We start from the raw sequence: 21918 nt of genomic DNA on the forward strand, positions 1-21918 counted from the left end.
AAAGCAGTGGATGACCGATACTATAAGTGAGGTGAAACGGTATGAGTGAACCACAGCGGGACTACAAGGACCAAGCAGAGCCTTTGAGAAAACATATGTCAAGAGTTGAGAGTCGAACGGAACGTAAGGAAGGAGATCTTCCTTCTAGAAAAGACATACATCGGCACAGGAAAAAGAAAAAACGCGGCATCCAGATGACATTTCCGCTTGTACGATTATTATTAATGACTTTTATTCTCATTGTTTTACTACTGATTTTTTCACCTTACTGGTTAAATCTTTAAGCAAATCGTTCTAGTTTTCTGCCCTCTTCATATTTTCTAGTAAAGGGGGCCAAGCGTATGACAGGTATGAAACAATGGAATATACATCCTGATGCTCTTACAAATGTTAGTAAGGTGATGCTTGAGGAAATGATTGCACGAAAAGAAAAGTGGGAAAAGCTGAATAAAGCTAAAAATCATTGGAGTTCATTTACGTTATTATCGCTTGGACTTTTTTTACTGTTTGGTGCTCAAGTTTTAAGAGGGAGCAGCGGGCTTCATTTTAGTTCAAACTTTTTATCTATATTAGTAGGCAACACGATTCTCCTTTTGCTTATCCTTTTATTTATAGTAGGGATTGTGCAGGTTAAGTTATTATCGAAAAAAACAACAAAAGCAGAAATCGAATTTGAAGCCTTGCGAGAAGAGTGTATTGAGCGCTCAAGTGAACTTTGGGAGAAAGATCAAAGCTGGCAGCAGAGGGAATCTGTTTTTACTTATATGAAAACGGAACACGATATTAACCTTTATCATAAATAATAAAAACCACTTCGTCATTCAGGGAGCAAGCTGAATGGCGGAGTGGTTTTATCTTTATCCTAGGCAGATAAATGTGGATGGCCAAAAAACATATGGTTCTCACGACAGTAAGATCTGCCGCTTACATAAATAAAATGGTCCGTATACATTTCAATTTTGCCAAAGGCAAGCGTTGTTCCCTGTCTTGAGCAATACACTTCAACTGGAAGGCCGATACGCTGGTTAAAAGCTAAGTCTTGGTTGGTTACGAGTGATTTGTCTGTCAGCTTAGTTAAAAACATACACTCACACCTTTCTTATTTATTAATGTAAGCGCTTTCTACATCTCCGTGTCTTCAGTATAACGTAACTAATCTGAATATTCAATCTGTTGGTGAAGGAATCTCACAAAAGAATTTTGACAGAAAAGCTAATAAATCGACGAAAAAAATTCATTCATTTTACCCATTTTTATTGTATTCAATGTTCGTGAGATTGTCACAAATCGATTCTAGATCAACAAACAAGCTATGTTACGATTAGTTTACAAATTATCAAAAAGAAACATCTTCATATGGGGAGTGTTGACTAATGACATTAGTACAATTAGTAGCTGTTTTAGGTTTCGGAATTATGGCAATGGTTCTTGCTGTAGTAATGGCAATTGGACTTCTTAAAGTTTCCGAGTACTCTGAGTAATTTTTGAGCAACTAAAGTAAGGCAATTTAACATTGAGACCAAACTGGTATCCAATCGGGTATCAGTTTTTTATTTTTCTAAACGGTTATAATTTGAGAATACCTTATAAAAAATCGGAATATTTAGGATAATAGGTTTTCATTTCGCCCTACGAAATGTACAATAGATATGTGCAATGGAAAAGAAAAGGGGTGCTGATAGATGATTGATCAATTACATAAAACACTAGAAACGTACTATCCGGAAATGGTTGAATTAAGAAGAACGCTTCACCAACATCCTGAGCTCTCTTTTGAAGAGGAACAAACGCCAGCTATGATTGCGGATTACCTTGAGAAATTAGGGGTAGAAGTAAAAAGAAATGTAGGCGGACGAGGGGTTGTTGGCTACATTAGAGGGGCAAAGCCTGGAAAAACAGTAGCGTTGCGTGCAGACTTTGATGCTCTTCCTATTCAAGAGGAAACAGGGCTTCCGTTTGCTTCCAAGACTCCTGGTGTGATGCATGCATGCGGTCACGATGGCCACACAGCTACCCTTTTAGTCGTTGCGAAAGTGTTAATGGAAAATCAACAAAACTTAGAAGGTACGGTTGTCCTTATTCATCAATTTGCTGAAGAGCTTGCCCCAGGCGGAGCTATTGCTATGATTAGTGATGGCTGCTTAGAAGGTGTGGATGCCATTTTTGGTACGCACTTATGGTCCACAATGCCGCTCGGAGAAATTGGATATAGAAGAGATGCCATCATGGCAGCAGCTGATCGTTTTGAGATTGATTTTAAAGGAAGAGGGGGACACGGGGCTTCCCCTCATGAAACGGTAGATGCCATTGCAGTTGGTACCTCAGTTGTTCAAAACCTGCAGCATATCGTCAGCAGAAATGTTGACCCATTAAAATCTGCTGTTTTAAGTGTCGGGTCTTTCCATGCTGGCGGAGCATTTAATGTTATAGCTGATAGTGCTAAGATTGTCGGGACAGTTAGAACGTTCGAGACTGATGTACAAGATATGATGATTGAACGTATGGAGCAGGTGACAAAGGGAGTATCTGACGCCATGGGAGCAACATATGATTTCTTGTACAAAAAAGGCTATCCAGCTGTTATTAATGACCCGTTTGAAACAGATCGCTTTGTCGGGACAGCTACGAAATTACAAGGGGAAGACCTTGTCAAAGAGATGGCGCCAGTTATGGGGGGAGAGGATTTTGCTTATTACTTGCAGCATGTTCCTGGTACATTCTTCTTTACTGGGGCAGGCAACGTAGAAAAAGGAATTGTTTATCCGCATCATCATCCAAAATTTGATTTTGATGAATCTGCTATGCTTGTTGCTGCGAAACTTTTATTGAGTGTTGCATTAGATTTCCTTTCTGATAAAAATTCTTCTCTACTAAAAACTCAATCCAAAGAAGCCGATGCAACATCGTAAGATATTGGTCTTTAAATGCGCTTATCCTAGGATGAGCGTGTTTTTTTATGAAACCTTTTAAATGTGACTGTCGTTTTATGTATGTCATGTTAAAAAACCTAACTAACTTAATAGCATTAAATGAAATAAAAACAGTGAGACCAACTTCGGGGGTAGTCGCAATGGAAGAACAATTGATCATGCGTGCAAAGAAAGGGGACGACGAAGCTTTCCAACGATTAATTGAAATGCACATAAAGACCGTTGAGAAGTTCGCGTTCCAGCTTGGAGCAAAGGAATCGAGTGTCGAGGATATCACACAAGAAGTGTTTATTAAAGTCTATCGATTCTTATCTAAGCATACAAGAGGTAAATTTACTACGTGGCTTTATACGATTACATTGAATGTAGTCAGGGACCAATATAGAACAGAGGCAAGGCATTCAAAAAGAGTAAAGGCGATGCAGGATGAGGGGGAGGCATCGGTTTATGTAGAGACCTTTTACGACGATGAAACAAAAGCACTGCATGAACAAATTCAATCCCTAGATGAAAAATATAAAGTTCCTATCATTTTGCATTACTTTCATGACCTGACCTATGCAGAAATTGCAGATGTTTTAAAGGTATCGGAAGGGGCCATAAAAACGAGAATGATGCGAGCTAAAAAGCAATTAAAAGAAAAGCTTGAAAAAGTAGGTGAAAGACAATGAATGATCAACAGTTTGAAAATCAAATGAAAAAATTAAAAAAGCAATATGATCAAATACCGCAAAAGACTTCAAGTGATCAGATCATGTCTCAAATTAAAAAGGGGAATCAGCCTCGCCGGGCTACCTTTTTTTCTCGTTGGCAAGTGGCGGCGTTAATGTTTTTAGCTGCTGGTATAGGTGCGATTCTCCTATCAGGCGGTTTTTTTTCAGACCAGAGTAATCAAATAGCCATTAGTGATGAGGAAATAAACGAGGAAGCCACCCTATATAATAATGGAGACGATAAAGCGAATCTTCTAACCGAGGAAGAAGCTGCTGAAGAGGCTCTTACGGAGGAAGGTGAGGTCACAACCTATGAAGAACCTGCTGATGGAGAAAGTGAGACAGCAGCACCGAGGTCGTCATTTGAACGAATTGATATTGGTGAAACGAGAGAAGAACCAGTTTTGCGAGAAGGACAAGAAGATATTATCGTAGTTAAAGAATTTACAGATACCGAACTTGGTTTTTCCTCCGTTGTAGACGAACAATTTGAAGTGGAAATAAATCCTGACGCAGAAAAAGGAATTCAAATCGCAGCCAATTATGGCAATGGTCGGATAGAACCGGCATTTTTATCGATCACTCCAGTTGACGTGGGCAGTGTAGATGAAATTTTAGAAGAGTGGGATCAAGAAATGAGTAATAACGGTTTTGCTTTAGAAGATAATGAATCAGATTGGGTCAATTCAAGGAACGACCAATTAAATGTAATGGAGGAGCGTTTCTACATTGGTGACTATGAATCTAAGCGGTATGCATTACTATCTAACGATGATAATTACTATACCATCGAGATCTATACGTTTGGAGAATACACCGAAGGCCTTCAAGTACGCGCAGGGCAAGTGATAGAGCACTTTGAGTGGACCCCTTAAACGCTGGGGGAAGAAGAACTAAAAATACTCTTCCTACAATAGTTGTTGATTTTCGCTGCAGGCACACGCTTTCCGCGGGCGATCCGGAAGCCTCCTCGGGCTTTAGCCCTGTGGGGTCTTCCTGGTCCCGCACATCCCGAAGGAGTCGGTGCCTGCAGCGAGGTCAACGGAGGAAGGATTTTGTTAAGCTGCTCTCTCATTAAAAGCAAATTTTCAGGCTTTAGAAAGTGAAGCGGGGATGAAAGCAATAATACTTGGGCCTCAAGTGAACTGAATCATAACAAAAGTATTTTACTTAATAATTATACAAAGCAATAACCTAGCGAATGAATATGCGAGACTTCTGCGGGGCTTAGAGCAGGAGTGAGATCCCACAGGGCATTAGCCCGAGGAAGCTCACTAGCTCCCCGCGAAAAGCGAGTATATTTCATGAGCGGCAATCCTCCTCTTACTTGCGTTTATTTTCCAGAGTAAACTTCAGTTTCTTTTTCCTCATATCTTTATGTAAATCCCATACTATGTTGTTAAAAGAAGTAAAAGACATGAAGGAGAAATATACGTGGATCCTTATTTTATCTTTAAGAAATGTCTACTTTTATTAACCGCATATGGCGGGATTTTTACGTCATTCAAGCTTTTTCCTCATCCTAGAGGGTTTGGGCTAGGGGAGCTGATCGGCGCTGTTCTTTTCTCTCCCTTTCAAATGCTTGCTGCCTCTTTTGCATTTGTTGCGGGATTTTTAGCCTATTCGCTGTTTGTTCAAGATTTACTGAAAACCCTCTTTCAAATGCCACGCTATTCTGTAAATCACAACATACGCATTTTATTTCTTGTTATAGCTTTTTTATCGATTGTACATCTCATGTACATCAGCTGGGTGCCTGCTCTAGGTGCTCTAATTTTGGCAAGCTTATATGGTATAATGGATGTTGATTTGCAAAAAGTTGATTAAGAAACACGAGATGTGAGAAAGTAGGAAAATGCATGTTTTACCTATACTTGGTCATAGCAGCAGGGGTGCTGCTGCTGTTTTATATGTTTATAGAAGCTTTTCGTAATCGATTAATACACCATCCATTAACATTTGAGGAGTTGCCAAACGGACTTAATTCTTTTCGTATCTTTTTTATTTCTGATATCCATAAAAGGCGGGTGTCAGAAAGACTAATAAACAAACTTACAAAGCCGGTTGATATTGTCATTATCGGAGGCGATCTGTTAGAGGCAGGAGTAAAACAAGAAAGACTTGAAGAAAATTTACGCCAGTTAACAAACGTTGCTCCTGTTTATTTTGTTTGGGGAAATAATGACGAGGAAGTAGATAAACCGTGGCTAGAAACGACTCTCCTTCATCATGGAGTGACGATTTTAAGCCAATCAAGCGAAATAATAACTAAATCAGAAACGAGGATCCAATTAATTGGTATTGATGAAGAGTATGAGCAACTAGATGAAAGAGAGATTAATAATGAAATGTTCACTGTGTTAATCAGTCATTACCCAGACATTATAAGAGAAGCATCCTCTATGCTCTCTCCTGAACTTTCTTTAAGTGGACATACCCACGGGGGGCAGATCCGACTATTCAGGTTTGGTATAGCTGAGCTGGGCGGTATGAAAAGAGAAAACGAAGGGTGGCATTTAATTAGTAATGGATACGGAACTACTAAGCTGCCGCTTAGGCTGGGAGCGCCTCAACAGACACATATAATTGAAATAAAGAAATTGGATGAAAGAAAATAAGTAAATGATATAACTTACAACTCAAATGAACCCCGCATATACTTTGAAAATATTTCTTAAACATTATACAAATGATTGTACAAAGTTTACACAGAGGGCTTCATTCGCTATACTAAGCTAAAAAGCACCACTTTAAGGCAAAGGTTGTATCAAAATGTATTCAATGATCGCATGGAAAAGTATGGAGTAAGATACGAAGGCAAGGTTCTCTAAGCAAGTCTTACATCAAAGATCTAAAATACGGAGCTTGTGCAACTTGTATAGGGGGAGAGAATATGGCTTCTAATGAAGGGAAATACAATATAAAAGCAATTTCAACCATGTTAGGGATACAACCAGGAACGTTAAGAGCTTGGGAGCGAAGGTATCAAATTATTGAACCAATACGTAATTCGGCAGGCCATCGTTTATATTCAGATGAACATGTTGCCATCTTGCGGTGGTTAATTGACAAAGTAAATAAAGGTTTTACAATCGGACAAGCTGTCGGGTTATTTGAGAAAGGTAATATTGGGATGCCGCAGCAAGAAAGCAGTGAGTATCAAGACTATTCAATACAATTATCAGATGAAATTCTTCAAGCCTTACTTTCTTTTGAAGAAACAAAGGCACATCAGCTCCTAAATCAAGCGTTCAGCATGTTTAGTATTGATAAGGTGACCATTGATATCCTTGGAACGTTGCTTGTGAAAGTAGGGTATATGTGGGAGAATAATGAAATTTCGACTGCTCACGAGCATTTTGTCACTTCTTTTCTACGAACAAAAATCGGTAATATTTTTCACGGGCTGCCTGTTGATGGATTCTTGCCGAAAGTAGTAGCAGTGTGTGGACCTAATGAAACACATGAACTTGGCTTGTTGATCTTTACTCTTTTCTTAAGACGTAAAGGATTTGAGGTCATTTATTTAGGGGCAGGGATACCAAATGCTGATGTAGAAATGGTGTTGCGTGAAGTGAATGCCAAACTGTTTTTCACCTCTTGTACAATTTCTGCTAATGCTAGAGCGGCAATGGAGTTAATTGAACATCTAAAAGAGGTGTTTCCACATTTAATTATTGGCACGGGCGGTTATGCGTTTGATGAGTTAGAGGATGAAAAACAAGAAGTGTTAGAGCCGCATCTTGTCGGTAAGACGAAGACTGAATGGGAAAACTGGCTAAGGAACAACCTTAAATAAATAATTAGGTTTGTTTCACGGGCGTGTTTGCGAACCTTCTGTAACGTCCTCACATACCGTATAGTAAGACGATGTTTACGGCACGAGTCAGCCTTTTTAGGCTCTCGGAAAAGGGAGGGTTAACAATGCGTCTTGAGCGTTTAAATGTAGATAAATTTAAAGTATTCCTTACATTTGATGATATGCAGGAAAGAGGAATAACGAAAGAAGATTTATGGCAGGATGTTCCAAAAGTACATGATCTATTTAGAGATATGATGCTTGAAGCAGATGATGAATTAGGTTTTAAAGTAGATGGGCCGATTGCTGTAGAAGTATATGCTATGCCGGCGCAAGGAATGGTTATCATTGTGTCAAAAGGGCTTCCAGATGAAGATTTTGATATTGAGGGGTTTGAGGAAGGCTATATTGAAATGCAGGTAACATTAGATGAAAGTGATGAGATATTCTATACATTTAAAGAATTTGAAGATGTCATTGGCCTTTCTTCTAGGCTGTATCCATTTGGTGTGATAGGCGGACAGCTTTATTTCTTTGACGGTCAATACTATATGAAATTTGAAGAGATGGACATTATTGACCAAGACGAAGAAGCTTTTATCGCATTACTATCTGAATTTGGGTATTCCTCGACCGTGTCTATACACAGAGTAAATGAATATGGTAAGACATTAATGGAAAATGAAGCTGTCTATCAACTATATCATACATTTATCAAACGATAGAAAACTGGTGCCAAATGGTCATCGGTTTTCTTTTTTTTGTGCAGTACTGTTTTTTCGTTGAGTTACTTTTTCTTTCACAGTTTTCCTGTGCTTTTAAATGAGCGTGGCCAAGGGTATTATGGTACAATAACCGAGACTAGTTCCGAAAATAAAGTAGGCGAATATACTAGTGGTACATAATGTGTAGTAGGAGTTGAGCCAAATGAAAATTGCTGTATTGTATGGTGGGATTTCAGCAGAGAGAGAAGTATCTTTATCCTCTGGGAAGGGCATTATTAATGCTCTTAAAGCAAATGGACATGAAGTGATTGGGATTGATTTTCACCCTGATAGATTGGAAGATTTATTAAGCTTGGAAGTCGACTTAGTTTATATTGGTTTGCATGGCAGGTACGGGGAAGATGGCAAAGTGCAAGCTTTACTAGATATGCTGAACATTAACTATGTTGGTTCAGGTGTGCAAGGTTCTGCTCTAGCGATGGATAAAGCAAAGTCGAAGCTGTTCTTTGAGAGAGAAGGGACCAGAATAGCCAAACAGCATGTGCTTTATAAGCATTCATACAACCCTGAAACGACGGCAATTGAGATTCCGTTTCCTGTTGTAGTAAAGCCAAACCAAGAAGGCTCTACAATTGGAATTACGTTTGCTGAGAATGAAGAAGAATTAGTAAATGGTATTGAGGAAGCATTTAAACTAGATGAAACGGTTCTGCTTGAAGAATTTATTAAGGGCAGAGAAGTGACGGTCGCTGTAATGGGGAATAAAGGGCGAGAGAAAGCTCTTCCTGTAGTAGAGATTGTACCAAAAAATAAGTATTATGATTACGAGGCAAAATATGCAGTGGGTATGAGCGAGCATATTGTTCCTGCACGTCTTACAAGTGAACAAACAGACTATGTTCAAAAGCATGCTGTATTGGCTCACCAAGCTCTAGGCTGCGACATTTATTCACGCGTTGACTTTATTGTACCCGATGATGGCGGAGCCCCAGTCATTTTAGAAGTAAATACTCTGCCTGGAATGACGCCAACAAGCCTCTATCCGGATGCTGCTCGTGAAATTGGGTTATCCTATGATGAGATGATTGAAACATTCGTCCAACTATCTTTAAATAAATAAACATTATTAAAAGGCAGGCTGATTTTAAATCAGTCTGTTTTAATTGCTTAAGATTTGGGTAAATAGTAGTAAGAATAGTGTGAATAGGACGGAAATATAAGTTATGTTGTTTTTTTTACTGAAAAGGTGGAAATATGACAGCTCTTTCATTATAGTAAGTAGTGATGAATGATAACGCGGTCATATGCGTAAAAATAATACATCGAACACTGGCTAGAGGTGAAACAGATGGAAGGTAATGGTAAGCAAGCTGAAAATTTAGATGTGCTTGTTTCAACGCAGAAGGTAATTAAAAAGGCTTTGGACAAGCTTGGTTATCCTGATGAAATGTTTGAGTTAATGAAAGAACCAATCCGTATGTTAACGGTGCGTATTCCTATTAAAATGGATGATGGTTCGACAAAGATTTTTACAGGTTTCCGAGCTCAGCATAACGATGCAGTTGGACCGACAAAAGGTGGAGTACGTTTCCACCCAAATGTTACTGAAAAAGAAGTGAAAGCGTTATCTATCTGGATGAGTTTGAAAGCTGGAATAGTCGATCTTCCTTATGGCGGAGGAAAGGGTGGAATTATTTGTGACCCCCGTGATATGTCCTTCCGTGAATTAGAAAGGTTAAGCCGCGGATATGTGCGGGCAATTAGTCAATTAGTAGGACCGACTAAGGATATTCCTGCTCCAGACGTATTTACTAATTCGCAGATTATGGCGTGGATGCTTGATGAATACAGCCGTATCCGTGAGTTTGATTCACCTGGATTTATTACAGGAAAACCTCTTGTGTTAGGAGGATCACACGGACGTGAGTCTGCAACGGCTAAAGGTGTAACAATTTGTATCCGTGAGGCTGCCAAGAAGAAAGGGATCGATATTGAAGGAGCAAAAGTAGTAATCCAAGGCTTTGGTAATGCAGGAAGTTTCCTAGCGAAGTTCATGCATGATGCCGGAGCAAAAGTAGTTGGTATTAGTGATGCTTACGGTGCCCTGCATGATCCTGAAGGGTTAGATATTGATTACTTGCTTGATCGTCGTGACAGTTTTGGTACGGTAACCAATCTGTTTAAAGAAACTATTACAAACCAAGAGCTGCTTGAATTAGAATGTGATATTTTAGTTCCAGCTGCTATTGAAAATCAAATCACAGAAGAAAATGCAGAGCGAATTAAAGCTTCAATTGTCGTAGAAGCTGCTAATGGTCCGACAACGATGGAGGCAACACGTATTCTATCTGAACGTGATGTCCTGTTAGTTCCTGATGTATTAGCTAGTGCAGGCGGGGTAACTGTTTCTTACTTTGAGTGGGTTCAAAATAATCAAGGGTATTATTGGACGGAAGAAGAAGTAGAAGGTAAGCTTGAACATGTTATGGTTGGTTCATTTGAAAACATTTACAACTTATCGAAGAGCCGTAAAGTAGATATGCGTCTTGCTGCATACATGATTGGTGTGCGTAAGATGGCCGAAGCCTCTCGTTTCCGTGGCTGGGTATAATTTGATATACTATAAATAAGATTAACCTTGCCCTTGTGTCTATGATACAAGGGTTTTCGGGTTACATTGTTGTGAGAGGTGAATAGTTTGATCAAAGAAGACATCATTATTATAGGAGCAGGACCATGCGGGCTATCAGCTGCTATTGCATGCCAAGAAGCCGGTTTTTCTCCGCTTGTTATAGAGAAGGGTAACATCGTCCATGCGATCTATCGTTATCCAACACATCAGACATTTTTTAGTACGAGTGAAAAGCTTGAGATCGGAGACGTTGCATTTGTAACTGAAGAGCGGAAACCGAAGCGAAATCAAGCGTTAGTTTATTACCGTGATGTAGTGAAGCGTAAGAAGATCCGTGTCCAATCATATGAAGAGGTAAAATTGGTGACGAAACAAGATGACAGTGAATTTCACGTAAGTACATCAGAAGGGGAATACGTTTGTCAAAAGCTGATTATCGCAACAGGTTATTACGACAGCCCTAATAAAATGAATATTCCTGGTGAGGGTAAGGAGCACGTGCATCATTATTTTAAAGAAGCACATCCTTATTTTGATTTAGATGTGGTCGTAATCGGCGGGAAGAACTCTGCAGTAGATGCAGCTCTTGAACTCGAGAAAGCAGGGGCTAGAGTGTGCGCATTGTATCGTGGGAAGGAGTATTCAAGCAGTGTAAAGCCTTGGATCTTACCAGAATATGAATCACTTGTCCGCAATGAGAAAATAAATCTGCATTTTAATGCAGAAGTTAAAGAGATAACAGATCATGAAGTAATATATACAATCGGTGATGAAGTATATTCAGTGAAGGCAGATGCTGTTTTCGCTATGACTGGTTACCATCCTGATCATTCTTTTCTAAGAAAAATAGGGGTGGAAGTAGAAGCAGGTTCCGGACGTCCTGCTTTTGACCCTGAAACGATGGAAACAAATGTTGAAGGAGTTTATATTGCTGGAGTGATTGCAGCTGGTAATAATGCAAATGAAATCTTTATCGAAAATGGACGTCACCATGGACCGTTGATCGCTGAAGATTTAAAGAAAAAGTTTTCAACATAAAAAAGCCCTTTTAAGGGCTTTTTTATGTTAGGAATATTTGTTGTAATTGTTCATTATCAGTAGTAAGTTCAAGAGCAACCATTAGCTTCAAGCGTGCTTTTTGTCCGTTTAGTCCATTCGTAAAAATAACCCCCAGATCTTTAAGCGTTCTTCCGCCTCCGTCGTAACCATATGTATCCTGTACGACTCCGCTATAACATCTTGATACTAATACAACAGGGATTTGTTTTTTTATTAAACGATCTAATGCAGGCATGATGGCCGGCGGCACGTTCCCTTGTCCGAAAGCTTCAATGACCAGGCCGTTAATTCCTGCATCAGCTACTGCATCAACAATATCAGCTTCCATCCCAGCATACGTTTTAAGCAGTGAGACTTTTTTTGTTAAGGAATCAACTGGGTGGCATTCCCTATGCGATAATGTATGATGGAAGTTTACCCCTCGTTTAGTGACAATCCCAATCGGGCCGTATTGAGGGCTTTGAAAGGTGGCAATGTTAGAACTATGTGTTTTCGTTACGTTTTTAGCAGTATGAATTTCATCATTTAAAACAACGAGCACACCTTTACCGTAGGCTTCGTCACTTGCTGCGGTTTTTACAGCAGAAATGAGGTTGTGAGGACCATCTGATCCAAGTTCATTGCTTGAGCGCATAGCACCGGTTACCACAACTGGATTTTCAATGTTTAAGACAAGATCAAGTAAATAAGCTGTTTCTTCTAGCGTATCCGTACCATGAGTCACCACAATTCCATCGAGCGAATCATTTTGTACTCTTTCTTTTAATCGTTTGGCCAGTTCGACCATTAGAGAAGGAGTCATATGAGGCGACGGAATATTCAAGTAATCATCTACGACAACAGAGGCGATGCTTGAAAGGGATTCAATTGTGGAATATAATGGATTTACTAGATTGGGGGTAACGGCACCATGTTCATCCTCTTGCATAGCAATGGTTCCGCCAGTATGTAACACAAGTATCTTTTTCATCTTTCATGCTCCTTTTTATCGTTAGAGAATGACTCTCTTGATGTTATGTACGTATTTTACCATACTTTTCATACCTCACTCACTAGAATTACCATCTAATTATGTATAAATACTATTTGTATGATTAATAATTGATTGCACAGTATAAGAAAGGTAGGCTCTACATTGTTTGCCCTATTAACAGCTGCTATTGCACCAGGAATGGCGTTACTATCTTATTTTTATTTAAGAAATGAATATGAATCAACTGTCAACGCCTTAGTGTTTAGAACCTTTATTATTGGACTTATCCTTGTTTTCCCTGTTATGGTGTTGCAGTACGCCTTTACAGCTGAGGGTTTATTGCAGGCTGATCTAAGTCAAGCATTTATTTTGTATGGATTTTTTGAGGAGTTTTTCAAATGGTTCATGCTCTATTTTTTTGCATATCAATATGGACAAATGAAACGTCGTTATGATGGAATTGTCTACGGTGTGTCTTTATCATTAGGGTTTGCATCGATGGAAAATGTGTTCTATATGCTAGCTCATGGACTAGAGACTGCGGTAGGTCGTGCGCTGCTTCCTGTATCAAGCCATGCTTTATATGGGGTGATTATGGGTTATTATATAGGCAGAGCTAAGATGGAGAACACAAAAAGAAAGCAGTTTCTGTTACTGTCCTTATTGATCCCGGTCCTGCTTCATGGAGTCTATGATTTCATTTTGCTGACATTTGATATGTACTTTTTAATCGGACTGGTCCCATTTATGGTTGGTCTTTGGATCTTAGCGTTAAATAAGGTAAAATGGGCTAATAAGCTTGATCATTAAAATGTAGAAAGGGGAATGAAAGATGGTAGGAGAACGTTATCGAGTAATCATTCGTTGCCCGAAATGCGGGGAAAAATATATTCTACGTGGCAAAGAAAATGATCACGGGGAATATGAGACGGGTTTCAAACAATGTGTGTGCGGAAATAATGATGACCTTCACGTGGATGCAACACCTGAATCTTAAAAAACTCTTGCAATTACCCGTGAGATAGTGTAACTTAGGTTCAACGTAGTAAGTTTATTTAGAAATTTCATAAAACATGGATTCTTATCAAGAGAGACGGAGGGAATGGCCCGATGAAGTCTCAGCAACCAGCCATTATTGGTCAGGTGCTAATTCCACCAAGCAGAAGCTTGGAAGATAAGAAGAGGCTAGCATTTAACAGACACCTTCTTCTTATTTATTTAAGGAAGGTGTCTTTTTTAGTTATTAGGAGGAATCAGGAGGAGAAATCATGACAAAAGAGAGATATAAAACAGAGGTTGTTCAGATTGGAAATAGAGGACGCGAGCATACTGGAGCTGTTAATACGCCTATTTACTTATCAACAGCCTACAGACATACAGGTATTGGTGAATCAACCGGATATGATTATGCAAGAACAGGCAATCCGACACGTGAAGTGTTAGAAGAAGCAATTGCATCCCTTGAAGAAGGTGATCAAGGATTTGCATGCAGCTCTGGGATGGCTGCAATTCAAACAGTCTTTTCGCTATTTGAGTCGGGGGATGAAATTTTAGCATCTAAAGATTTATATGGCGGTACATACCGACTGTTTGAAGAAGGATGGAGCAGATGGGGCCTCCATTTCTCATATGTAGACCCGAGGGACTTAGCTCAAGTAGAAGCGGCTGTTAATGAAAAGACAAAAGCACTGTTTATAGAAACGCCAACGAACCCTTTGATGCAAGAAGCCTGTATTAAGTCACTTGCAGCTATTTGTCAAAAACATCACTTATTATTGATCGTTGATAACACGTTCTACACTCCTTTATTACAACAGCCCCTTGTAGAAGGCGCTGATATCGTTGTTCATAGTGCCTCGAAATATTTAGGAGGACACAATGATGTAATCGCAGGCCTTGTCGTCTCAAAAGGCAAAGAATTATCTGAGCGAATTGGCTACTACCATAATGGAATTGGCGCAACACTGGGGGCTTTTGACTCATGGCTATTAATTCGCGGGATGAAAACTCTTGCCCTGCGTATGGAAAAGCACGAAGAAAATGCAAAAGCTGTCGTTCAATATTTAGAAGAAAATGAGCATGTTACAGATGTATTATATCCAGGACGCGGCGGAATGGTATCGTTTCGTATTCAAGACGAGGAATGGGTGAATCCGCTCTTGCAACAATTAAAACTGATTTCTTTTGCAGAGAGCCTAGGCGGTGTGGAAAGTTTAATGACCTATCCAGCAACTCAAACACATGCAGATATTCCTGAAGACGTGAGGGTTGAAAATGGGGTTTGTAATCGACTACTTCGTTTTTCAGTAGGGATTGAGAGAGCAGAGGATCTTATAAATGATTTAGAGCAAGCCATTACGTATGCAGCTAAATTGAAGTCAAATGTGTAAGGGGGTGTCCGCATGAATTTTTTAGAAAAAATGAAAAATGAAGTATTAGTTGGGGACGGTGCAATGGGGACTCTCCTTTATGAACAAGGGATTTCCAAATGCTTTGAGGAGCTGAATCTATCAGACCCAAATAGAATTATAGATGCACATAAACAGTATATCGAAGCAGGTGCTGTAATCATTCAAACGAATACGTACGCTGCCAATCGATTGAAACTGGAGAAATATGAACTTGATGAAAAGGTTAAAATCATCAATCAAGAAGCTGTAAAGCTTGCAAGAGAAGCTGGCCCTAATGGCATATTTATTGTCGGAACAGTCGGTGGATTGCAAAACTTCCATCAAGAGGAATGGACGAAAGAAGAAGTTCTAGAGGCATTAGAAGAACAAATTGAGGCCTTGCTTGTGTCAAATGTAGACGGTATATTGTTAGAAACTTTTTATGACTTAGAAGAACTGTTAGGAGCAATTAATATCGTTCGGAAACAATCGGAGCTCCCTATAATTGCTAATGTTTCACTGGGTGAAATCGGGGTGCTTCATGGCGGGGTTTCTCTGAAAGAAGCAATTGGGAAGCTTGAGAATGCAGGAGCAGATGTTGTAGGGATAAACTGCAGAATGGGTCCAAGCCACATGCTTCGTTCATTAGAAGATGTGCCGCTGCCAAAGCGTGCGTATTTGTCCGTTTATCCAAATGCGAGCTTGCCTGAATATCAAGACGGAAGATTATTTTATCATTCAAATCCTGAATATTTCGAGAGTATGGGTGAGCAGTTTGTGAATCAAGGGGTACGCCTTCTTGGCGGCTGCTGTGGTACGACTCCTGAGCACATTAGAGCCTTTAGTCATGTGGCAGAGCGTAGAACACCTGTTGAGGAAAAATGGGTTACCCCTTCTTTAAAAAAAGTTACAAAGAAAATAGAGTTTCCTCGCTCTCTAGAGCCGCTATCTGATATTGCTAAGAAAAGACGCTCAGTAATCGTTGAGCTTGATCCTCCTAAGAAATTAAGTACAGATAAATTTATAAAAGGTGCAAAAGTCTTAAAAGAAGCAGGAGTGGATGCGGTGACTCTGGCGGATAATTCACTTGCTTCTCCTAGGATTGACAATATGGCTCTGGCCGCCCAAATAAAAGAAGATGTAAGGCCGCTTGTACATGTAACTTGCCGAGACCGTAATTTGATTGGGCTGCAGTCACATTTAATGGGGCTGCATGCGCTCGGTATTAATGATGTGCTAGCAGTGACTGGAGATCCGACAAAAGTGGGGGATTTCCCGGGGGCTACTTCTGTGTATGATGTCACCTCTTTTCAACTCATTTCGTTAATGAAACAATTAAATGAAGGTATATCGTTCTCAGGTAAAGATCTTGGTCAGAAAGCTAATTTTTCTATTGCTGCTGCTTGTAACCCTAACGTAAGACACATGGATAAAGCTGTTCAGCGAATGGAGAAGAAGATAGAGAGCGGTGCTGATTTCTTTATGACGCAGCCTATGTACAGCGAGGAACAAATTGAAGCGTTCTATCATGAAACAAAACATTTAGATACACCAGTTTATGTCGGGATCATGCCGTTGACAAGCTCAAGAAACGCGGAATTTCTTCATAATGAGGTGCCTGGCATTAAGCTTACAGATTCAATTCGCAGCTCAATGGCTTCCTGTGAAACGAAAGAAAGTGCTCAGTTAGAAGGAATTAAGATTGCTAAATCATTAATTGATACGGCTACACAGTATTTTAACGGTATTTATTTAATTACACCGTTTCTGCGTTATGAAATTACAGCTGAGTTAACAGCCTATATTGAGCAGAAATCAACCGCGAAACTAACACATTAATATTGTGAAAAGAATTTAAAATGCTTGATAGAAATGTGAATGGACAGGAATTGTATGGATTTTAAAAGGAGAGTTAATCATGCCAAAATCATTATTAGAACAACAACTAAAAGAGAGAATCCTTGTACTAGATGGAGCTATGGGGACAATGCTTCAACAAGCAAACCTTACGGCAGAAGATTTTGGCGGCGAGGAATATGAAGGTTGTAATGAGTACTTAAATGAAACAGCACCTCATGTCATTGAAGGTATTCATCGTGCTTACTTTGAAGCCGGTGCGGACATTGTTGAAACAAATACATTTGGAGCAACAGATATTGTATTAGACGATTATGATTTAGGGTTTAAAGCAGAAGAGCTTAATCGTGTCGCTGTAGAGATTGCAAAGAAAGCAGCTAATGAATTTTCTACTCCTGAAAAACCTAGATTTGTAGCAGGTGCGATGGGTCCGACAACCAAATCATTATCAGTAACAGGAGGTACCACCTTTGACGCGTTAATCAACTCTTATCACGAGCAAGCACGAGGGCTGCTCTCTGGTGGAGCCGATTTATTATTACTTGAAACAAGCCAAGATATGAGGAATGTAAAAGCTGCATATGTCGGTATTGAGCGTGCATTCTCTGAACTTGATGTAAAGGTGCCGATTATGGTATCAGGAACGATTGAGCCAATGGGTACAACACTTGCGGGCCAGACAATTGAAGCCTTCTATTTATCGCTTGAACATATGAAGCCGACTGTCGTTGGCTTAAATTGTGCAACGGGTCCTGAATTTATGCGGGACCATATTCGTTCCTTATCGGAGCTGTCTAATACGTATGTAAGCTGTTACCCGAATGCAGGACTTCCTGATGAAGAAGGACATTATCATGAATCGCCAAGTTCTCTTACGAAAAAACTGATGGGATTTGCTGAAAAAGGCTGGTTAAATATTGTCGGCGGCTGCTGTGGGACGACACCTGAACATATTCGGGCAATGGTCGAGGCTGTAGAAGGATATGCACCGAGAAAACTAGAAGAGAATCGCGGTCATGCTGTGTCGGGTATTGAACCTCTTATTTATGATGACAGTATGCGTCCGTTATTCGTAGGTGAGCGAACGAACGTCATTGGGTCTAGAAAATTTAAAAGGCTTATTGCTGAAGGGAAGTATGAAGAGGCATCAGAAATTGCTCGTGCCCAGGTGAAGCGTGGTGCACATGTAATCGATATTTGTCTAGCTGACCCTGATCGTGAAGAACTTGAGGATATGGAAGCCTTTTTGAGTCATGTTATTAATAAGGTGAAAGTGCCGTTAATGATTGATTCTACCGATGAGGCTGTTATTGAAAAATCTCTGACTTACTCTCAAGGAAAAGCGATTATCAATTCCATTAATTTAGAGGACGGAGAAGAAAGATTTGAAGCCATTGTTCCCTTAATAAAACGATATGGTGCAGCAGTTGTTGTTGGAACGATTGATGAAGAGGGGATGGCTGTATCAGCAAAACGTAAACTTGAAGTGGCCAAGAGGTCTTATGATCTTCTAGTAAATAAGCATGGGCTAAAACCATCTGATATTATCTTTGATCCGCTTGTTTTCCCAGTAGGAACAGGGGATGCCCAATATATCGGCTCTGCAGAAGCAACGGTTGAGGGGATTCGCTTGATAAAAGAGGAATTGCCTGAATGCTTAACGATTCTTGGGGTAAGTAATGTCTCGTTTGGACTGCCCCCTGTAGGCAGAGAAGTTTTAAATGCTGTTTATCTTTATCACTGTACACAGGCCGGACTCGATTATGCGATTGTAAATACCGAAAAATTAGAACGCTATGCCTCGATCCCTGAAGAAGAAAAAGAAATGGCTAAAACGTTATTATTTGAAACAACGGATGAATCCTTAGCTGAATTTACAGCTTTTTATAGAGGGAAGAAACAAGAGAAAAAGGTTGAAGCATCTTCAATGACATTAGAAGAGCGCTTGGCAGCTTACGTAGTAGAGGGAACGAAAGAAGGATTGTATAAAGACCTCGATCAAGCTCTTGAATCTTACCCGGATGCATTAGATATTATAAATGGGCCGTTAATGGACGGAATGGATGAGGTTGGCCGTTTATTTAATAATAACGAGCTGATCGTTGCTGAAGTACTTCAAAGCGCTGAAGTCATGAAAGCATCAGTAGCCTATCTGGAGCCTCATATGGAGAAAAAAGCAGATGATGATGGTAAAGGGAAAATCTTGCTCGCTACTGTAAAAGGCGATGTGCATGACATCGGCAAGAACCTTGTTGAAATTATCCTTGGAAATAATGGCTTCAAAATTGTTAATTTAGGAATTAAAGTAACGTCAAATGAATTAATAGAAGCAATTAAAAAAGAGAATCCAAAAGCAGTAGGATTATCTGGTTTGCTCGTGAAATCCGCACAGCAAATGGTCTTAACTGCGCAGGATCTTCGTCAACAAAATATTTCGATCCCTATTTTAGTGGGCGGGGCTGCCTTGACTCGTAAATTTACAGACACTAAAATTGCTGCTGAATATGACGGGCTTGTCCTCTATGCAAAAGATGCGATGAATGGGCTTGAACTCGCAAATAAATTAGTGAAGCCTGAAGACCAAGAAAAACTCGCGCTTGAAATAAGTGAAAAACGCTCTTTAAAAGAACAAGCAAGACCTCAACGGGAGGCATCAGTTCAAGTATTAGAGAAGCCGGTGCGATCAAAAGTGGCTGCAGATGGTCCGTTATTTATTCCTGAGGATCTTGATGAACACATTTTGCGTAACTATGATTTAAGTCATCTTGAGCCGTATGTGAATTTACAGATGCTTCTTGGAAAGCATTTAGGTCTCCAAGGGAAAGTAAGCCGTTTGCTTGAAGAGGGGGATTCCCGCGCTGTTGAATTAAAAGAGAAAGTTGATGAATTGTTTAAGCGTATTAAAAAAGAAGGTATCATTAAAGCAAACGGAATGTATCGATTCTTCCCTGCACAAGCAGATGGTAATGATGTCATTATTTATGATCCTAACGATAAGAAAACCGAAATTAATCGATTTAGTTTTCCAAGACAAAATCATGAGCCGTTTTTGTGTTTGGCGGATTATCTCCGTCCAAAAGAAAGTGGTGAAATGGATTATGTAGGATTTTTATCAGTAACAGCTGGAAACGGAGTAAGGGATCTAGCTGAGGAAGCAAAAGAGAATGGTGATTATTTATTCAGCCACCTTATTCAAGCAGCTGCTCTAGAAATAGCAGAAGGCTTTGCTGAGCGGGTACACCAGCTGATGCGTGATAAATGGGGTTTCCCTGACTCGACTGATTTTACTATGGCAGAGAGGTTTGCTGCCAAGTATCAAGGGGTTCGTGTCTCGTTTGGGTATCCTGCTTGTCCAAACTTAGAAGACCAAGAAAAGTTATTCGACTTGATCAAGCCTGAAAAAATTGGCGTCCAATTAACAGACGGTTTTATGATGGAACCAGAAGCATCCGTTACAGCAATGGTCTTTGCCCATCCAGAAGGAAGATATTTCAATGTATTAGCATAAAGTGGGTATTCACTTTTATTAAAAAAGCAGCCAGCTATACGTAATCAACGTATGGCTGGTTTTTTGTCGTGGTTTTAACTTAACTCCCACTAAATGTGCGAACCTGCCATTAACGGGGCAAGGGAAGAAAAGTTAGGTTCATTCGTATAAAAAATGGGACTGTACAAACAATACGATTAGAGGAGATGAGAAACTACTACTCATCGAACAAAGAACTTGTAACTTAAGGAGGGTAATAACAGCATGAAGAGTCATCAGTTCTACTCAAGATTTACTCTTGCTCTTTTAACCGTATGTGCAGCGCTTTTAGTAGCAACAAGCACACCAACACATGCATTTACAGATCAAGTCATTCAGCAAGGGGCGACAGGGGACGATGTCGTTGAATTACAGTCGCGTCTTCAGTACATCGGTTTTTATAATGGGAAAATCGATGGTGTATATGGCTGGGGTACGTATTGGGCTGTTAGAAACTATCAATATGAATTTGGACTTGATATTGACGGCTTAGTAGGTCCTGAGATGAAAGAAATGTTAGCGAAATCAACAGAGTATAATGAGCAATTTGTTAAGCGGGCATTAAATGAGGGACGAAAATTTACTCATTACGGCGGAACACCTAAAAAGATTCAAAAAGGTCCAAAAGGAAGCCGTGACAAGCAAATAAAAAAAGGAAGGGGCGGCGAGGCACCAGCACCAGGCGGCGGTCAGACGGGTGAGACTCCAACGCCAGCACCAGGCGGCGGTCAAGCAGGTGAAGCTCCGGCACCAGCACCAGACGGAGGGCAGGCGGGCGAGACTCCAGCACCAGCACCAGGTGAAGCGGCTCCAGGCGGTCAAGCAGGTGAAGCTCCAGCTCCTGAAACACCTGAACAAGCACCTGTTCCTGAGGAAGAAACACCAGAAGATCAAAACAACGATGCAGATATTGAGAAAGCCACAAATGTACCGCCGGGCTATTCTGATAACGATTTGCAGCTAATGGCTCAAGCCGTTTACGGAGAAGCGCGCGGGGAGCCTTATGTAGGGCAGGTAGCGGTAGCGGCAGTTATTATTAACCGAATAAATAGCCCTACATTTCCTAATACTGTATCGGGTGTAATTTTTGAACCGCGTGCTTTTACAGCTGTAGCAGATGGACAGATTTGGATGTCACCTGATGATACAGCAAGACGTGCTGTTTTAGACGCGTTAAATGGGCAAGATCCTTCAGGTAATGCAATGTATTATTTTAATCCAGATACAGCAACATCCGGCTGGATTTGGTCTAGACCGCAAATCAAAAAGATTGGTAAACATATCTTCTGTCATTAATTATTGGAGGTGAAAAAA

Annotated in this window: 20 protein-coding genes and 1 riboswitch; of the genes, 18 read left to right on the plus strand and 2 right to left on the minus strand. The window is 40.1% G+C overall.

Features of this window, described 5'->3' with window-relative positions; genetic code table 11:
- Window positions 1–41: 41 nt before the first annotated feature.
- Together A33I_RS03745 and A33I_RS03750 are read left to right on the plus strand one after the other, a co-directional pair.
- Window positions 42–284, plus strand: a complete 243-nt coding sequence (locus tag A33I_RS03745; protein WP_022627118.1) for a hypothetical protein — start codon at window positions 42–44, stop codon at window positions 282–284.
- 57 nt (window positions 285–341) lie between these two features.
- The gene (locus A33I_RS03750; RefSeq protein ID WP_022627119.1) at window positions 342–803 is read left to right on the plus strand and encodes a YpbF family protein; all 462 of its coding nucleotides are present in this window, start codon (window positions 342–344) and stop codon (window positions 801–803) included.
- A 59-nt stretch (window positions 804–862) separates the two neighbouring features.
- On the opposite strand, the gene A33I_RS03755 is transcribed toward A33I_RS03750, so the two are convergent.
- On the minus strand, window positions 863–1084 hold the full coding sequence (locus A33I_RS03755) for a hypothetical protein (protein WP_012958455.1): 222 nt from the start codon (window positions 1082–1084) through the stop codon (window positions 863–865).
- A 598-nt stretch (window positions 1085–1682) separates the two neighbouring features.
- Here A33I_RS03755 and A33I_RS03760 point away from each other — a divergent pair.
- The 10 genes from A33I_RS03760 (at window position 1683) to A33I_RS03805 (ending at window position 11837) form a co-directional block, all read left to right on the plus strand.
- The gene (locus A33I_RS03760; RefSeq protein WP_022627120.1) at window positions 1683–2909 is read left to right on the plus strand and encodes a M20 family metallopeptidase; all 1227 of its coding nucleotides are present in this window, start codon (window positions 1683–1685) and stop codon (window positions 2907–2909) included.
- Between the two features lie 161 nt (window positions 2910–3070).
- Window positions 3071–3601, plus strand: a complete 531-nt coding sequence (locus tag A33I_RS03765) for an RNA polymerase sigma factor (protein ID WP_022627121.1) — start codon at window positions 3071–3073, stop codon at window positions 3599–3601.
- Entirely contained in the window at window positions 3598–4518 is a 921-nt protein-coding gene (locus tag A33I_RS03770) for a hypothetical protein (RefSeq protein ID WP_022627122.1), read from the plus strand. Before A33I_RS03765 ends, A33I_RS03770 begins: the two co-directional genes overlap by 4 nt.
- A gap of 559 nt (window positions 4519–5077) precedes the next feature.
- Window positions 5078–5470: a hypothetical protein gene (locus tag A33I_RS03775; protein WP_022627124.1), complete on the plus strand. Its 393-nt coding sequence runs from the start codon at window positions 5078–5080 to the stop codon at window positions 5468–5470.
- Window positions 5471–5502: 32 nt separating this feature from the next.
- Window positions 5503–6261, plus strand: a complete 759-nt coding sequence (locus tag A33I_RS03780) for a metallophosphoesterase (protein ID WP_022627125.1) — start codon at window positions 5503–5505, stop codon at window positions 6259–6261.
- A 275-nt stretch (window positions 6262–6536) separates the two neighbouring features.
- Window positions 6537–7442: a MerR family transcriptional regulator gene (locus tag A33I_RS03785; RefSeq protein ID WP_022627126.1), complete on the plus strand. Its 906-nt coding sequence runs from the start codon at window positions 6537–6539 to the stop codon at window positions 7440–7442.
- Window positions 7443–7567: 125 nt separating this feature from the next.
- Window positions 7568–8167, plus strand: a complete 600-nt coding sequence (locus A33I_RS03790; RefSeq protein WP_022627127.1) for a genetic competence negative regulator — start codon at window positions 7568–7570, stop codon at window positions 8165–8167.
- Window positions 8168–8369: 202 nt separating this feature from the next.
- On the plus strand, window positions 8370–9287 hold the full coding sequence (locus tag A33I_RS03795) for a D-alanine--D-alanine ligase family protein (RefSeq protein WP_022627128.1): 918 nt from the start codon (window positions 8370–8372) through the stop codon (window positions 9285–9287).
- Window positions 9288–9515: 228 nt separating this feature from the next.
- Window positions 9516–10778 (plus strand): Glu/Leu/Phe/Val family dehydrogenase, encoded by a 1263-nt coding sequence (locus tag A33I_RS03800; RefSeq protein WP_012958465.1) that lies wholly within the window; start codon window positions 9516–9518, stop codon window positions 10776–10778.
- 87 nt (window positions 10779–10865) lie between these two features.
- The gene (locus A33I_RS03805) at window positions 10866–11837 is read left to right on the plus strand and encodes a YpdA family putative bacillithiol disulfide reductase (protein ID WP_022627129.1); all 972 of its coding nucleotides are present in this window, start codon (window positions 10866–10868) and stop codon (window positions 11835–11837) included.
- A 22-nt stretch (window positions 11838–11859) separates the two neighbouring features.
- On the opposite strand, the gene A33I_RS03810 is transcribed toward A33I_RS03805, so the two are convergent.
- Window positions 11860–12828 (minus strand): asparaginase, encoded by a 969-nt coding sequence (locus A33I_RS03810; RefSeq protein WP_022627130.1) that lies wholly within the window; start codon window positions 12826–12828, stop codon window positions 11860–11862.
- A gap of 165 nt (window positions 12829–12993) precedes the next feature.
- On the opposite strand from A33I_RS03810, the gene prsW reads away from it, so the two are divergent.
- The 6 genes from prsW to A33I_RS03835 all read left to right on the plus strand — a co-directional run bounded on the left by prsW (window position 12994) and on the right by A33I_RS03835 (window position 21900).
- Window positions 12994–13641, plus strand: a complete 648-nt coding sequence (prsW, locus tag A33I_RS03815; protein WP_022627131.1) for a glutamic-type intramembrane protease PrsW — start codon at window positions 12994–12996, stop codon at window positions 13639–13641.
- Between the two features lie 22 nt (window positions 13642–13663).
- The gene (locus A33I_RS21025) at window positions 13664–13828 is read left to right on the plus strand and encodes a hypothetical protein (RefSeq protein WP_012958469.1); all 165 of its coding nucleotides are present in this window, start codon (window positions 13664–13666) and stop codon (window positions 13826–13828) included.
- Window positions 13829–13909: 81 nt separating this feature from the next.
- Window positions 13910–14012, plus strand: a riboswitch (SAM riboswitch).
- 87 nt (window positions 14013–14099) lie between these two features.
- Entirely contained in the window at window positions 14100–15221 is a 1122-nt protein-coding gene (locus A33I_RS03820; RefSeq protein WP_022627133.1) for a methionine biosynthesis PLP-dependent protein, read from the plus strand.
- A gap of 12 nt (window positions 15222–15233) precedes the next feature.
- On the plus strand, window positions 15234–17060 hold the full coding sequence (locus tag A33I_RS03825; protein WP_022627134.1) for a bifunctional homocysteine S-methyltransferase/methylenetetrahydrofolate reductase: 1827 nt from the start codon (window positions 15234–15236) through the stop codon (window positions 17058–17060).
- A gap of 79 nt (window positions 17061–17139) precedes the next feature.
- On the plus strand, window positions 17140–20586 hold the full coding sequence (gene metH / locus A33I_RS03830; protein WP_022627135.1) for a methionine synthase: 3447 nt from the start codon (window positions 17140–17142) through the stop codon (window positions 20584–20586).
- A 243-nt stretch (window positions 20587–20829) separates the two neighbouring features.
- Window positions 20830–21900 carry a cell wall hydrolase gene (locus A33I_RS03835; protein ID WP_022627136.1) on the plus strand — a complete coding sequence of 357 codons (1071 nt, stop codon included), beginning with the start codon at window positions 20830–20832 and terminating at the stop codon, window positions 21898–21900.
- Window positions 21901–21918: the final 18 nt, after the last annotated feature.

Origin of the sequence: Alkalihalophilus marmarensis DSM 21297, assembly GCF_000474275.2 — a bacterium.
Classification (GTDB): Bacteria; Bacillota; Bacilli; order Bacillales; family Bacillaceae_D; genus Alkalihalophilus; species Alkalihalophilus marmarensis.

Coding starts and splice junctions, on each gene's coding strand:
- A33I_RS03745 (WP_022627118.1), top strand. CDS start 42: ATGAGTGAACCACAGCGGGACTACAAGGACCAAGCAGAGCCTTTGAGA.
- A33I_RS03750 (WP_022627119.1), top strand. CDS start 342: ATGACAGGTATGAAACAATGGAATATACATCCTGATGCTCTTACAAAT.
- A33I_RS03755 (WP_012958455.1), bottom strand. CDS start 1,084: ATGTTTTTAACTAAGCTGACAGACAAATCACTCGTAACCAACCAAGAC.
- A33I_RS03760 (WP_022627120.1), top strand. CDS start 1,683: ATGATTGATCAATTACATAAAACACTAGAAACGTACTATCCGGAAATG.
- A33I_RS03765 (WP_022627121.1), top strand. CDS start 3,071: ATGGAAGAACAATTGATCATGCGTGCAAAGAAAGGGGACGACGAAGCT.
- A33I_RS03770 (WP_022627122.1), top strand. CDS start 3,598: ATGAATGATCAACAGTTTGAAAATCAAATGAAAAAATTAAAAAAGCAA.
- A33I_RS03780 (WP_022627125.1), top strand. CDS start 5,503: ATGTTTTACCTATACTTGGTCATAGCAGCAGGGGTGCTGCTGCTGTTT.
- A33I_RS03785 (WP_022627126.1), top strand. CDS start 6,537: ATGGCTTCTAATGAAGGGAAATACAATATAAAAGCAATTTCAACCATG.
- A33I_RS03790 (WP_022627127.1), top strand. CDS start 7,568: ATGCGTCTTGAGCGTTTAAATGTAGATAAATTTAAAGTATTCCTTACA.
- A33I_RS03795 (WP_022627128.1), top strand. CDS start 8,370: ATGAAAATTGCTGTATTGTATGGTGGGATTTCAGCAGAGAGAGAAGTA.
- A33I_RS03800 (WP_012958465.1), top strand. CDS start 9,516: ATGGAAGGTAATGGTAAGCAAGCTGAAAATTTAGATGTGCTTGTTTCA.
- A33I_RS03810 (WP_022627130.1), bottom strand. CDS start 12,828: ATGAAAAAGATACTTGTGTTACATACTGGCGGAACCATTGCTATGCAA.
- A33I_RS21025 (WP_012958469.1), top strand. CDS start 13,664: ATGGTAGGAGAACGTTATCGAGTAATCATTCGTTGCCCGAAATGCGGG.
- A33I_RS03820 (WP_022627133.1), top strand. CDS start 14,100: ATGACAAAAGAGAGATATAAAACAGAGGTTGTTCAGATTGGAAATAGA.
- A33I_RS03825 (WP_022627134.1), top strand. CDS start 15,234: ATGAATTTTTTAGAAAAAATGAAAAATGAAGTATTAGTTGGGGACGGT.
- metH (WP_022627135.1), top strand. CDS start 17,140: ATGCCAAAATCATTATTAGAACAACAACTAAAAGAGAGAATCCTTGTA.
- A33I_RS03835 (WP_022627136.1), top strand. CDS start 20,830: ATGAAGAGTCATCAGTTCTACTCAAGATTTACTCTTGCTCTTTTAACC.